Source organism: Pseudomonas sp. R9.37 (assembly GCF_963878885.1).
Taxonomy (GTDB): domain Bacteria; phylum Pseudomonadota; class Gammaproteobacteria; order Pseudomonadales; family Pseudomonadaceae; genus Aquipseudomonas.
This window is the reverse complement of sequence record NZ_CAWNZA010000046.1, coordinates 119,439-132,887: the sequence shown is the minus strand read 5'-3', so window position 1 is coordinate 132,887 and position 13,449 is coordinate 119,439. Positions and strand designations below refer to the sequence as shown.

The 13,449-nt window shown below is 59.8% G+C and carries 13 protein-coding genes; 6 read left to right on the top strand and 7 right to left on the bottom strand.

Annotated features, from left to right (window positions below; translation table 11 throughout):
• The first annotated feature begins 135 nt into the window (after window positions 1-135).
• Window positions 136-405 (top strand): DUF2790 domain-containing protein, encoded by a 270-nt coding sequence (locus AACU78_RS22500; RefSeq protein ID WP_106577876.1) that lies wholly within the window; start codon window positions 136-138, stop codon window positions 403-405.
• Between the two features lie 91 nt (window positions 406-496).
• Here the strand turns inward: AACU78_RS22500 and AACU78_RS22495 are convergent, their stop codons facing one another.
• Window positions 497-760, bottom strand: a complete 264-nt coding sequence (locus tag AACU78_RS22495; RefSeq protein WP_106577875.1) for a DUF1652 domain-containing protein — start codon at window positions 758-760, stop codon at window positions 497-499.
• Between the two features lie 222 nt (window positions 761-982).
• A complete protein-coding gene (gene ilvA / locus AACU78_RS22490; RefSeq protein ID WP_106577874.1) occupies window positions 983-2,005 on the bottom strand; it encodes a threonine ammonia-lyase, biosynthetic in 1,023 nt (340 codons plus the stop codon).
• Between the two features lie 271 nt (window positions 2,006-2,276).
• Here ilvA and AACU78_RS22485 point away from each other — a divergent pair, with 271 nt between their 5' ends.
• Both AACU78_RS22485 and map read left to right on the top strand, forming a co-directional pair.
• Complete coding sequence (locus AACU78_RS22485; protein WP_003190946.1) at window positions 2,277-2,477, top strand: ParD-like family protein; 201 nt, start codon at window positions 2,277-2,279, stop codon at window positions 2,475-2,477.
• Complete coding sequence (gene map, locus AACU78_RS22480) at window positions 2,477-3,232, top strand: type I methionyl aminopeptidase (protein WP_106577873.1); 756 nt, start codon at window positions 2,477-2,479, stop codon at window positions 3,230-3,232. The genes AACU78_RS22485 and map overlap by 1 nt, the downstream gene beginning before the upstream one ends.
• A 442-nt stretch (window positions 3,233-3,674) precedes the next feature.
• Here the strand turns inward: map and AACU78_RS22475 are convergent, their stop codons facing one another.
• Window positions 3,675-4,613, bottom strand: coding sequence for a magnesium transporter CorA family protein (locus AACU78_RS22475; RefSeq protein ID WP_106577872.1), 939 nt, complete (start codon window positions 4,611-4,613; stop codon window positions 3,675-3,677).
• Window positions 4,614-4,619: 6 nt separating this feature from the next.
• Window positions 4,620-6,206, bottom strand: coding sequence for a RimK family protein (locus tag AACU78_RS22470; RefSeq protein WP_106577871.1), 1,587 nt, complete (start codon window positions 6,204-6,206; stop codon window positions 4,620-4,622).
• 94 nt (window positions 6,207-6,300) lie between these two features.
• On the opposite strand from AACU78_RS22470, the gene AACU78_RS22465 reads away from it, so the two are divergent.
• Window positions 6,301-7,401, top strand: a complete 1,101-nt coding sequence (locus AACU78_RS22465) for a GNAT family N-acetyltransferase/peptidase C39 family protein (RefSeq protein ID WP_106577870.1) — start codon at window positions 6,301-6,303, stop codon at window positions 7,399-7,401.
• Here the strand turns inward: AACU78_RS22465 and sfnG are convergent.
• Window positions 7,385-8,470, bottom strand: a complete 1,086-nt coding sequence (gene sfnG / locus AACU78_RS22460; RefSeq protein ID WP_106577869.1) for a dimethylsulfone monooxygenase SfnG — start codon at window positions 8,468-8,470, stop codon at window positions 7,385-7,387. The two genes, AACU78_RS22465 and sfnG, sit on opposite strands and share 17 nt — an antisense overlap.
• Before the next feature lie 264 nt (window positions 8,471-8,734).
• Between sfnG and AACU78_RS22455 the strand changes: the two genes are divergently transcribed.
• The gene (locus AACU78_RS22455) at window positions 8,735-9,973 is read left to right on the top strand and encodes an acyl-CoA dehydrogenase family protein (protein WP_106577868.1); all 1,239 of its coding nucleotides are present in this window, start codon (window positions 8,735-8,737) and stop codon (window positions 9,971-9,973) included.
• 1,071 nt (window positions 9,974-11,044) lie between these two features.
• Here AACU78_RS22455 and AACU78_RS22450 read toward each other — a convergent pair.
• Both AACU78_RS22450 and AACU78_RS22445 read right to left on the bottom strand, forming a co-directional pair.
• Window positions 11,045-11,830, bottom strand: coding sequence for a sulfite exporter TauE/SafE family protein (locus tag AACU78_RS22450; RefSeq protein WP_106577867.1), 786 nt, complete (start codon window positions 11,828-11,830; stop codon window positions 11,045-11,047).
• Between the two features lie 81 nt (window positions 11,831-11,911).
• On the bottom strand, window positions 11,912-12,691 hold the full coding sequence (locus tag AACU78_RS22445) for a class I SAM-dependent methyltransferase (RefSeq protein ID WP_106577866.1): 780 nt from the start codon (window positions 12,689-12,691) through the stop codon (window positions 11,912-11,914).
• Window positions 12,692-12,828: 137 nt separating this feature from the next.
• Here AACU78_RS22445 and AACU78_RS22440 point away from each other — a divergent pair, with 137 nt between their 5' ends.
• Entirely contained in the window at window positions 12,829-13,350 is a 522-nt protein-coding gene (locus tag AACU78_RS22440) for a DUF3455 domain-containing protein (RefSeq protein ID WP_106577865.1), read from the top strand.
• Window positions 13,351-13,449: the final 99 nt, after the last annotated feature.

The window sequence follows — 13,449 nt, the reverse complement described above, 5'->3', positions numbered from 1 at the left end:
ATCTAATGCGTTGGGCTGTTTGTCAGCCAACACCGCAAGGTTGATAGATGAAGGTTTTGTCAGCCAAGGCAAAATTAATCGATGGTTAATCCCGCGAGCCGAGAGTGAAGGTGTACCCACTTGCGGAGAACTACCATGAAACTGCGCACTTTGATGCTTGGCGGCGCATTGGCGCTGGCATCCGTCTCGGGCCTGGCCCAGGCCGACACACAAGCCACTGCGAGCAAACCGGTGCCCTACCAGTACGGCATGCCCATGAACGTTAAAACGGTGATTGCAATGCATGAAACCGACACCAACGTTTGCAAAGTCATCAATGCCGATATCAAGTTCGTCGATACTGCGGGCAAAGTCGAAGACGTCGGCTACCGGAAAATGTCCGAAGCCTGCGATTTCCAGAATTGATCCTTCACACTGGCGACAGAACCGTATTGGGCCTGGCATCTACCAGGCCCGCAGTTCCCCAGTAACTCAACCTCGCAACAACGGCTGATGACTAGCCGCGCCCTCCCACTCTTTGCAGAGCGGTTGAATGGGTGTGTTTGAGGTCTTCGCGCAAGCCGCTGATCAGGTTGCAAATGGCTCGACTGCTGTCGAGTTTGTCCGCGTTTATACCTTTTACTTCCAAATCCACCCGGTCGCGGTCACGGTCGTCATAGACTTTGATCGTCAACGAAGCATCTTCGGCTTTGGTGCATTCGCACCGTTTAGGCAGGAAACTTCCTTCAATAATACTGCGAAGTTCTAATTCCGAAAGCATGGCCAACCTCTCCTTTCATGAGACTGCCAACAGATTGTTATGTGTGCGGCAGACGCGTGCCTGCCACGTCTTACCGACCCTGGAAGACGCTTACAATCACCAGCGTACTCGGCAAAAACCGTTCTCGTTGTAACTTTTCCTCATAAGCGGCACGCGGGTTTATATAACTCTGAAAACTCAGCGCAAATCCTCGGCGAACAGCGTTGATTAAACGGTTATGCACTAAGTTGAACCTTGCGCTGCGACTCTTTCTGCAACATGTCGCAAACTATCAAAGTTGATATTTGCCCCGGAATTCACCGCCACCAGGGTTTGCCCACGCACGGCGTTTTGCGCCACGTACTTGCGGATGCCCGCTACCGCCAGCGCGCCGGATGGCTCGGTGATGGAGCGCGTATCGTCATAGATCAACTTGATCGCACTGCACAGCTGGTCGTTGCTGACAGTGATGACTTCGTCCACCCAGTCGCGGCAGATTTCGAAGCCATACGCGCCGATCTGCGCCACAGCCGTGCCGTCGGCAAACCCGTCAACGCTGGGCAACACCACACGCTCGCCCGCGCGCAGCGCTGCCAACAGGCAGCTGGAACCTTCAGGTTCGACACCCACGATGCGCACCTGGGGCCGCAGGTATTTGACATACGCCGCGATCCCGGCGATCAGACCGCCACCGCCCACCGGCACGAAGATCGCGTCCAGCGCGCCTTGTTGCTGGCGCAGAATTTCCATCGCCACGGTGCCCTGGCCGGCGATCACTTCCGGGTCATCGAATGGCGAGACAAAGGTGCAACCCGAGGTCTCGGCCAATTGCAGGGCATGCGCCAGGGCAAACGGAAAGCTCTCGCCGTGCAGCACCGCCTCGGCGCCTCGGGAGCGAACGCCGAGCACTTTCAACTCAGGCGTGGTGCAGGGCATCACAATGCTTGCCTTGATCCCCAGTTCGCGCGCCGCCAGCGCTACACCTTGGGCGTGGTTGCCCGCCGACGCCGTCACCACGCCCCGCGCCTTCTGCGCCTGCGTGAGCTGCACCAATTTGTTGTACGCCCCGCGGATTTTGAAAGAAAAAGTCGGCTGCAGGTCTTCGCGCTTGAGCAACACCTGATTGCCCAGCAAGGCCGAGAGTGCCGGTGCCGCTTGCAAGGGCGTGCGCACTGCCAGGTCATAGACCGGGGCGGCGAGAATCTTTTTCACATAGTGTTCAAGCAATGCCGTATCAGCGGTGTGGGGGACGGGGCACATGCTCATGGGGTGTCTCCTGGCTTTTTACAGGGCCCCGAGACGGAAAAACAAAACCCGCCTCAAGGGCGGGTTGGGGTGCAGCCGTGTGCTATCCCGCCAAATGAGGAATGGCGGTAATAATGCTTGGCTGGCTGCGGAAGGCTTGAAATGTCATGTCACGAAATTAACCGCCACCCACCGGCCACGTCAATGCCCAACCCCCCATTATCCAGCAGGGGTTTACGGAAAGGATACGAAACGTATACGCTTTGTATATCAATACAACACAGTGAACGTCATGGGCATCGTCAAGATCACCGACCAATTGCACGAACAACTCCGCCTGGCCAGCGCTGCCATGGACCGCTCCATCAACGCCCAGGCCGAGTTCTGGATCAAGATCGGCCTGCTCGCCGAACTCAACCCGCACCTGCCCTACAACGAGCTGATCAACAAGCTGTTGCTGGACAAGCCCGACCTGATCCGGGGGCGCAGCTGATGATCAAGACGGCCGCCCAACTGGCAGTAATGCGTGAATCCGGACGCCTGCTGGCCAAGGTTTTCGACATGCTTGACGGCTTTGTCGCCGCCGGCCGCTCCACCCTGGAGCTGGACAGCGCCGTCGAGGCGTTCATTCGTAACGACCTCAACGCCCGCCCGGCAAGCCTGGGGCAATATGACTATCCCTTCTGCATCAACACCTCGATCAACGAGGTGGTGTGCCATGGCATGCCCAGCGCCAAGGATATTCTCAAGGACGGCGACATCATCAACATCGACATCACCTTGGAAAAAGGCGGTTTTATCGCTGACGCCAGCAAGATGTACATGATCGGCACCGTGGCGCCCAAGGCGCGGCGCCTGGTGGAACAGACCTTTGAGGCCATGTGGGCCGGCATTCGCCAAGTCAGGCCGGGCGCGCGCCTGGGTGATATCGGCCATGCGATCCAGAGCCATGCGCAGGCCAACGGCTACAGCGTGGTGCGCGAATACTGTGGCCACGGTATCGGCCGCCAGATGCATGAAGAACCGCAAATCCTCCACTTCGGCCGCCCCGGCACCGGCCTGGAACTGCGTGAAGGCATGGTGTTTACCATCGAGCCGATGCTTAACCAGGGCAGCGCCAAGGTGCGCGACTTGAAAGATGGCTGGACGGTGGTGACCAAGGACAACAGCCTGTCGGCGCAGTGGGAGCACACCGTGGCGGTGACGGCCGACGGGTTTGAGGTGCTTACTTTGCAGGTGCCGGATTGAGAAGTGTAGATGTGGCGACTGGTGCTGGGGCCTTTCCATTATTGGAGTGACAGCAGTTAAGTGGTTAGATCACGAGCAAAGCCGTGGCGGCCTGATTTTAGAAGCTGAACCCAATCAAATGTGGGAGCTGGCTTGCCTGCGATGGCATCAACCCTGTTTACCTGATGGACCGAGGTGCCCGCATCGCCGGCAAGCCAGCGCCCACAGAAAAGCCAAGCACTGCATTGCTGCCAGCCGAATTCGGTCAACTTGTGGGAGCGGGCTTGCTCGCGAAGGCGGTGGAACAGTCAGCTCATTTGTAACTGACTCACCGCCTTCGCGAGCAAGCCCGCTCCCACAATTTTGGATCTGATTACACCAAGGGATGCGGCGTGCAACGCGGGCCCGGAGCGTGGGTAAGGCGCACTACCAAACGGGCCTTAGCGCAGCAACGGCGGTGTACTCACACCCCACTTGCCCCGCCCGCGATTCGCTTCAGCCCCAGCACCATCAAGCCCGCCCCCAACGCCATCGCGGCCATCAGCAGCGGGTACGACACCCACCACGGCGTACCCGCCGTCATCATGCTGAATTCCGACATGCCACCCACACTGGCAATCAGGTTAAGCGGCAGGAACACCACGTTAATCAGGGTCAACTTGCGCAGCAGGTTGTTCATGCTGTTGTTCATCAGGTTACCGCGCGCATCGATCAGCCCGGAAAACACATTGGAGTAGATCTCTGCCTGCTTGTAGCACTGGTGGTTCTCGATGATCAGGTCATCGATCAACCCCAGGATCTCAGCACTGAAATGCTCTTTTTCAGCGTGATTACGCAACCGCGACAACACCGCGCCGTTGCTGTGCAGCGCATTGATGTAATAGATCAGGCTTTCGCTGAGGCTGAACATCTGCATCAGGTGATGGTTGCTCATCGACGCGTTGAACTGCTGCTGCAATTCGCGCGCAACCAGCTTGATCACCTTGAGGTGGCCCAGGTAGTGGTGGATGTTGTTGAGCAACAAATCCAGCAGCACATCCAACGGCGTGTGCAGCGGCCGGCGCGCGCCGAGCCCGGACAGCGGGGTTTCATCGGTGGCGATCACCAGCAGGCGATCCTGCGAAAACAACAAGCCGCACGACGACACCTCAAACACCAGGTTGCCGCCGCCGGAGTAGTTTTCCGGGCGTTTCCAGATCAGGAACAGGTTGTCGGGATGAAATTCGATGCGTGACACTTCATCCGGGTCAAGGGCCGAGGCCAGGGCATGTTCATCCAGCTTGTGGTGGTCGCGCAGCCATTCACGTTCGGCCAGGTCCGGGTTGTTGAACAACATGATCGGCGCATCATCACTTCCCGCGCCGCACAACTTCCCACCGGTCAATTCAAAGCGCTGGATCATCGCGCGTCACCACACCTGGCCCTGGCGCTTCAACTCCAGGCGCCGCACGAACTCGTCCAGCACCAGGGCATACAGGTCGTCTTGCAGGTAGGCGTCTTCGATACCGGCATCCATGTTGGGGTTGTCGTTGACCTCGATCACCACCACCTTGTCGCCGGACTGCTTGAGGTCAACACCGTAAAGGCCGTCGCCGATCAGGTTGGCGGTCTTCACCGCCAGCTCTACCACCGCCTTGGGTGCTTCGTGGACCGCCAGGGTGCGGCATTCGCCGTTGATGTCCTGGCCGATAGCCTTGTGGTTGTAAATCTGCCAATGGCCCTTGGACATGAAGTACTGGCAGGCAAAGATCGGCTTGCGGTTGAGTACACCGATGCGCCAGTCGTACTCGGTGTAGAAAAATTCCTGGGCCAGCAACAGCACCGAATGCTCGAACAACTCAGCGGTGGCCTTGAGCAAGGCTTCCTGGCTTTCCACCTTGATCACACCGCGCGAGAAACAGCCGTCGGGGATCTTCAACACCAGCGGGAAGCCCAGGCGCTCGCCCACCCGCTCGAAATCTTCCGGTCGCTCCTTGTACAGAATCTCGGTGGCCGGCATGCCCAGTTGGTGGCTGTTGAGCAGGTCGGTGAGGTAGACCTTGTTGGTGCAGCGCAGGATCGACGCCGGGTCGTCCATCACCACCAGGCCTTCGCTCTCGGCCTTCTTGGCGAAGCGGTAGGTGTGATTATCGACGCTGGTGGTCTCGCGGATCAGCAAGGCGTCGTACTCGGCGAGGCGCGAGTAATCCTTGCGCTCGATCAGTTCCACATCGATGCCCAGGCCCTTGCCGACCCGCACGAAGTTTTCCAGGGCGCGGGCATTGGAGGGCGGCAATTGCTCCTGCGGATCGTGCAGGATTGCCAGGTCGTAACGGGCCAGCCTGCGTGAACGCGGTTGCCGCCAGATCTTGCGGCTGAAGTTGTCGAGGGCGTGGGCAAACTGGTCTTCCTGGTCATCACGCAACTTGTGCAACACGCCGGATTTGACCCCTTCGATGTGCCAGCCGTTGTTCTTGCGAAACTCAACTAACAGAATCGGGCACGGGAAGGTTTCAAACAACTGACGGGCCAATTCCTGCAACGGCTCTATATTGGTCCGGCCAAAATAAAGTGTCAGGGTAAAGCCTTCGGTGTTGCTGTAGAGGTGATGACTCAAGGCTTTATCGAGGGTTTTATCCAGGTCATCCAGCGACAAGCCATACAGCGACTTTTTCGTCAGTTCACTGATGGTGCGCACCGACGGAATCACCTTGTGCCCGCGCGCCTCGGCCAACAGCGAGCAGTAATAACCATGCCCCAGGTACTTGTAGCTGCGGCACAGGTTGATCACCTGCACGCGCTTGCCCGTCTCGCTCTCGCGGGTTTGCTCCAGGTATTCCTGAGCGGTGACGATGTCTTCGCTGGGGAAATAAGAAGCCCAATCTTCCTTGCGTTCGACAATGATCACGACTTGACTGGAACCCTTGAGAGGTGCGGAAAAATAACCGTTGGAAGTTATTGTCGCCGCGACGGTTTGCTCGGATACTTCACGCCAATGACTTTGTACCGCCGACATAATATTTGATCCGCTTTAGAGAACTCGACCTTTTCTATTAAGCACGATCTTTTAGAGAAGTCCCGTTTCGTTACGCAACTTTTACGGCGGTCATATGGCTCTTTCCTTTCGCGTTGCAACCCCCGCTGACGTGCCCGAATTGGTGGCACTGGAACAGCACTGTTTCACCACCGACCGGCTTTCGCCGCGCAGTTTCCAGTGGATGATCAGCCGCGCTCATGGCCAGTTGCTCGTCGCCGAAAATGACGGCGTTTTGCTCGGTTACGCCTTGGTGCTGTTCCATCGCGGCACCTCACTGGCTCGCCTGTACTCCATCGCCATCGCCGAACATGCGCGCGGTATGGGCCTGGGCAAGCAGTTGCTGGCGCGCATCGAAGCCTGCGCCGTGGCGCATGATTGCGCCTACCTGCGCCTGGAAGTGCGCACCGACAACCCCGGCGCCCTCGCCTTGTACGAGCGCAATGGCTACCGGCGCTTCGCGCTGATCAATGACTATTACGAAGACCATGCACCGGCCCTGCGCCTGGAAAAACGCATCGTCCAGCACCAGGACGCGCGCCCGCAAAACGTGCCGTATTACCAGCAAACCACCGACTTCACCTGTGGCGCCGCGTGCCTGCTGATGGCCATGGGCGCACTGGTGCCGACGCGCGTGGCCGGCCGGCGCGAAGAGCTGCAAATCTGGCGTGAAGCGACCACCGTGTTCATGACCGCCGGCCACGGCGGCTGCAGCCCGCAAGGCTTGGCCCTGGCAGCGTGGCGCCGGGGCTTTCGCGTGCGCATGCAGGTGAATGTGCGCGGCCCGCTGTTTCTGGACGGCGTGCGCGACCAACATAAAAAGGACGTCATGCGCCTGGTGCACGAAGCATTTGAAGAAGAACTGGCCGGCAGCGACGTCGAGCAGGTGCTCGGCGGCGCGTTGGATTTGCCGCAGGTATTGCGCGATGGCGGGCAGCCGCTGGTGTTGATCAGCAGCTACCGCCTCACCCGCTCCAAATCGCCGCACTGGGTGATGGTCACCGATTGCGACGAGGACTTTGTCTACCTGCACGACCCGGATGTGGACCACAGCCAGCACCGCCAGCCCCTGGACTGCCAGCACTTGCCGGTCAGTCATGGGGAGTTCGAACGCATGTGCCGCTTTGGCAATAACAAGTTGCGCGCGGCGGTGGTGCTCTTTAAGCCACTTGCTTGATCCCGGCCTTGGCTTCCAGCTCACGCACCAGCGGCAACACGCGTTTGCCGAAGTATTCGACTTCCTCCTGGAAGTGCAGGAAGCCGGCCAGCACCAGGTCCACGCCCACGGCCTTGAGCGCGACGATGCGCTCGGCAATCTGCTGCGGCGTGCCGATCAGGTCTGTCTTGAAGCCGTCGTTGTACTGCACCAGGTCTTCGAAACTGGATTTGGCCCAGTTGCCCTCGCCTTCCGGTGAGGCTTTGCCGGCCTGCTTGGCCGCGTCACCAAAGGCATTCACGGCCTCCGGGTCGGCTTTGTCGATGATTTCAGCGAGCACCGCGCGGGCTTCTTCTTCGGTGTCGCGGGCGATCACAAAGGCGTTTACGCCGACTTTGACCGAATGGTTATTCGCCGCCGCCTTGGCGCGGATGTCATCGACCTGAGCCTTGATGCCTTGCGGGGTGTTGCCGTTGGTGAAATACCAGTCCGACACGCGCGCCGCCATGTCCCGCGCGGCGCGCGAGCTGCCGCCCTGGAACACTTCCGGTTGGCCAAGGGGCTTGGGCTTGAGGGTGTAATTGTTGAAGCGGTAGAAGTCGCCCTTGAAGGTGAAGTCGTCCTGAGTCCAGATGCCTTTTAACGCGCGGATGAACTCCTCGGAACGGCGATAACGCTCATCGTGTTCCAGCCAGTGTTCGCCGATGGCCTGGAACTCGCCCTTGAACCAGCCACTGACGATGTTCACCGCGATACGGCCATTGGTGAGCTGGTCGATCGTCGCCAGTTGCTTGGCCGCCAATGCCGGTTGCCACGGGCCGGGCAGGATGGCGGCGATCACCTTGAGCGTGGTGGTCGCCGCCAGCAGCGCATGGCTGAAGGCTACGGATTCATGCTGGTTTTCGGCGCCGTAGCCGGCGGTGAAGCGAATTTGCGTGAGGCCGTATTCAAAACCGGCCGCTTCGGCCAACTGCGCCAGTTTGCGGTTGTAGTCGATGCCCCAATGGGTGCGTTGCTCGATCTTGCTGACCACCAGCCCACCGCTGACGTTGGGCACCCAATAGGCAAATTTCACGGCTTGCTGACTCATCTGGCAGTACCTCGCACGAAGGGATGTTCCAGGGCCAGAGCAGCAAGCGTGCCAGGCCGGTGCAAACGCCCTGGCCATGGGCGTCGCGGTAAAAATTCCAATCTCGCAGGGCTGAGCCGTCAATGTCATGGATCACACCGGTTTGTCGATCCGCTGTTGCCGGAGCAACAGTGAATGGCCCGCCTTCCCCGCAAACACGGGCTGCCGCCATCGGCACGAACTGTGCAATCCCCCAAGGACTGATACTGCCAAGGAGCTGCCCCCATGACCGAGCAACACGTCATCAACCCGCTGTCCACGGGTGCCGATTACCCCACGTTGGCCGCGCGTTTTCGGCCGATATTCGAGCGCATTGCCGCGGGTGCGGTAGCGCGCGAACAGACCCGCGCCCTGCCCTATGAACCGATCCAATGGCTCAAGCAGGCCGGCTTTGGCGCAGTGCGGGTGCCGGCGGAATACGGCGGCGGTGGCGCGTCGCTGCCGCAGTTGTTCGAGTTGCTGATCGAGCTGGCCGCTGCCGACTCGAATGTGCCCCAGGCGTTGCGCGGGCATTTCGCCTTCGCCGAGGACCGTCTGAATGCGCCACCCAGCGCTGGCCGCGACCTGTGGTTCAAGCGCTTTGTCGAGGGCGACATCGTCGGCTGCGCCTGGACCGAAATCGGCAACGTGGCCATTGGCGAGGTGGTCACTCAAGTGAGCCCCGACGGCGATAAATGGAAACTCAACGGTGAAAAGTTCTACAGCACCGGCAGCCTTTTCTCCGACTGGATCGACGTGTACGCCCAGCGCAGCGATACCGGCGCCGATGTGATCGCCGCCACCCGCACGCGCCAGCCTGGCGTGGTGCAAAGCGATGACTGGGATGGCTTTGGCCAGCGCACCACCGGCAGCGGCACCAGCCGTTTTACCGATGCCGTGGTGGACGCGGAAAACGTCATCGACTTTGCCACTCGGTTCAAGTACCAGACCGCGTTTTATCAGCTGGTGTTGCTGGCGAGCCTGGCCGGGATTGGTCGTGCGGCACTGAGCGACGTGGCTCATCAGGTGCGCAGTCGCAAGCGCATCTACAGCCACGGCAATGCCGCGCATGTCAGCCAGGATGCGCAGGTTCAACAAGTGGTGGGTGAGGTGGCGGCGCTGGTGTATGCCGCCGAGGCCAGTGCGTTGAAGGCGGCGGTGCCGGCGCAACAGGCGTACCTGGCGCGGTTTGCGGGGGATGAGGTGGCCGAGCGGGAGGCGAATGTGGCAGCCGAGATTGAATCGGCGACGGCGCAGGTGGTGGTGTCGGCGCTGGTGCAGCGGGCCACTACGGAGTTGTTCAATGCGCTGGGGGCGTCGGATGTGCGCCAGGGTAAAGCGCTGGATCGCCACTGGCGGAATGCCCGGACGGTGTCGTCGCATAATCCGGTGATCTACAAGGCGCGGATTGTCGGGGACTGGGTGATCAACGGGACTGAGCCGCCGTTTGTGTGGCAGATCGGGAATGGGCCGGCCAGGGGGTAGGCTTTTTTGATCGCTCAGGGTTGGGGTGTATATCCGTTGTTTGGGTGATGGCTGATTTGGGTTCCGCCCTTACGGCGGGTCACTTTGGAAAAGCCCCAAAGTAACCAAAGGGCTCTTGCCCCACCACTCGGCACCTCGCTCACGCTTCGGTGTGCCCTCACTCCGGCTTGAATCCGTGGGCCGCCGTGACGGGCCATCCATGGCCCAACACGGCTAACCCGGCGTCCTGCCGGGTTACCCACGGATTCAAGCCTGCGTTCGGCCAGCGTGGTTTAACGGGGCGCCTAAGATCAAAGTCAAAAGCAGATCAAGATCAAAAGCAAAGCACGGCGGCCTGGTAGCCGACCTGAGTGGTTAGATCAAAAGCGGAGGGGAGGCGGCCTGACAGCCGGCCTGATGTTGGAAGCTGAACTCAATCAAAGGTGGGAGCTGGCTTGCCTGCGATGGCATCAACTGGTTGTGCCTGATAGACCGAGGTGCCTGCATCGCAGGCAAGCCAGCTCCCACAGAAAAGCAAAGGCAGTGCGGTGCTGGCGGTCTGTACTCGGTCAAACTGTGGGAGCGGGCTTGCTCGCGAAGGCGTTGGGTCAGTGACACATTAGCTGACTGACACACCGCCTTCGCGAGCAAGCCCGCTCCCACATTTGGATCGCAGTGCATCAGATAGAGATGTGCTGCTGTGCTGTTGCCCTGCTTTTGCTTCAACCACTCAGGTCGGCTACTAGGCCGCCGTGCTCTGCTTTTGATCTTGCTTTTGACTTTGATCTGACAGGCCCCGTCAACCACGCTGGCCGAACGCAGGCTTGAATCCGTGGGTAACCCGGCAGGACGCCGGGTTAGCCGCGTTGGGCCATGGATGGCCCGTCGCGGCGGCCCACGGATTCAAGCCGGAGTGAGGGCACACCGAGCCTAAGCGAGGGGCCGAGTGGTGGGGCAAAGACCTTTTGGTTACTTTTGGCTGGGCCGGCATTCCGGGCGTTTGCCAAAAGTGACCCGCTGTAAGAGCGGAACCCTAAGCCGCCGTGACCGCAGCAACGGATATGTACCCACCCACCCAAACCCCCGAAAACATCAGAACGCCAACTTATAGCCAATAGTCATCAACATAACCGCCAGACAAGGCCGCAACACACCATCAGGAACCTTACCGGTCATGTGACTCCCCAGGTAAATCCCCGGCAACGACCCCATCAGCAAAAGGCCCAGCAAATGCCAATCCATATTACCCATGCTCGCGTGCCCCAGCCCGGCGACCAATGTCAGCGGCACGGCATGAGCAATCTCGGTACCCACCAACCGACGCGTCGCCAGAAACGGGTACAGAATAAACAGCGCCACGGTACCAAGCGCACCCGCCCCGATGGACGTCAGAGCAACCATGGTGCCAAGGATCGCACCGGTCACCACCGTCAACACGTTCAAATTGCGCGGGCTCATGTGATAGTCGTCACCCGCATGACGCTGCGCAAAAGCCAGCAGGCTTTTCTTGAACAGAATCGCCAGCGCCGTCAGCAGCAACACCCCACCAAGCGCCTGCTTGATCACCGCGTTCATGGCGCTGGGATCGGTATGCAAACTGGCAAGGAACCACAGGGTCAGCAGCACCGCAGGCACACTGCCCAAGGTCAGCCAACCGGTGATGGTCCAGTCGATATTCCTGTTCTTGCTGTGCACCAGCACGCCACCTGACTTGGTGATGGCCGCGTACAACAAGTCAGTGCCCACGGCGGTCGCCGGGTTGATGCCGAACCACAACAGGATCGGGGTCATCAAAGACCCTCCGCCGACGCCAGTCATGCCAACGATAAAACCAACCACCAGGCCAGCGATGACAAAACCAAAATTACCCACATCCATACAGCTACCCGCGGCCTTATAAATTTCTGGCCGCAGGATAGCGATTTTTCTTATAACGACTTATATCAATATGATCTGACTTTATGCCTTTTGTGTCAGCCGATGACAGACGTAAGCTTGCGTCTGATACGGAAAAGCCACGGTGTCACGCCCCCGCAAGGCAGGATGCGTGTCGATCAGCGCCTGCAATTGCGCAGTCACGCTGGCTTTTTCGGCGGCGGGCAGCGCCGCGATAAAGCTCACCGACAGGAAGCGATCCATGATCACCTCCCCAGGGCTGCCGACATGCTGATAGGCAAAACAGGTTATTTGGGGCGCAGAAAAATATTCGCCGGTGAAGGCTTCGCGCCAGCGGCCTGAATGAAAGCGCGGCGTGTCGCCTTCATAGGGGGTGATGATGTCGGTGATGGCGGCAACCCAATCCACCGATTCATCGCGCACATTCCACACCAACCCCAGGCGCCCATCGGGTTTGAGCACGCGGTGGATTTCTGCCAGCGCGGCTTCGGTAGAAAACCAATGGAACGCCTGCGCACAGACCACCGCATCGGCGACGGCGGTTTCCAGGGGAATGGATTCGGCCGTGCCATTGACCAGGCGCACATCGGGCAACAGTTTATTGAGCTGCGCGCCCATCGCTTCGACCGGTTCGACCGCCACCAGCGTGGGCGCCAGGGTGCTGAGCAAACGGGTGAACTTGCCGGTACCGGCGCCCAGGTCGATTACCGTCGATTGCGCATCGATGTGCAGCGCATCAGTGAGCCAGCCGGTGAGTTGTCGTGGATAGTCGGGCCGGCCTTGGGCGTAAGTGACGGCCTGGGTAGAGAAACCTTGTTGAGCAGACGTGTGAACACCAGTCATTGCCAATCTCTCCTCGGGTAAAGCGGGGGCACAGTGTGCGCCCTTGCGCATTTATTTTCTAATCACTGCATCCAATCGAGCGCGGCCTGGGTAGTGCTTACAGTGACCCCGCTGTTTTACTCAATGGAGAACCACCCATGAACGCTAAAGCACTGTTCTGCCTGACCGCCCTGCTGGCCGCTGCGCCAACGGTTTTCGCCCAGACCGGCTTGCCCGACAGCATCAAGGTGCCGGATGGGCACAAGGTGGCGCTGGAGACCACAGGCGTCGGCGAAATCACCTACGAATGCCGCGACAAAGCTAACGCCGCGGGCCAGACCGAGTGGACGTTTGTCGGCCCCAAGGCGGTGTTGAATGACCGCAGCGGCAAGCCAGTGGGTACCTATTTCGGCCCACCCGCTACATGGCAAGCCCAGGACGGTTCGAAAGTCACCGGCACGCAGTTGGCCGTGGCGCCCTCCGGTGCGGGCAACCTGCCGTATCAACTGGTCAAGGCCAACCCGGCCAAAGGCAAAGGCGCAATGAGCGGTGTGAGTTATATCCAGCGCGTGGCCCTCAAGGGTGGCGTGGCGCCGAGCACCGAGTGCAGTGCTGCCAACAAAGGCACGCAGGCAGTGGTGAAGTACCAGGCCGACTACATCTTCTGGGCGGCCAACTGAGAACAAACTCAGCTACGCTGCCCCTGTAAGGGCCGGCTTGCCGGCGAGGGTCGTCAACGATGACGCAGGGAACCTGGGTTATACGCTGCGCCCGTGCCC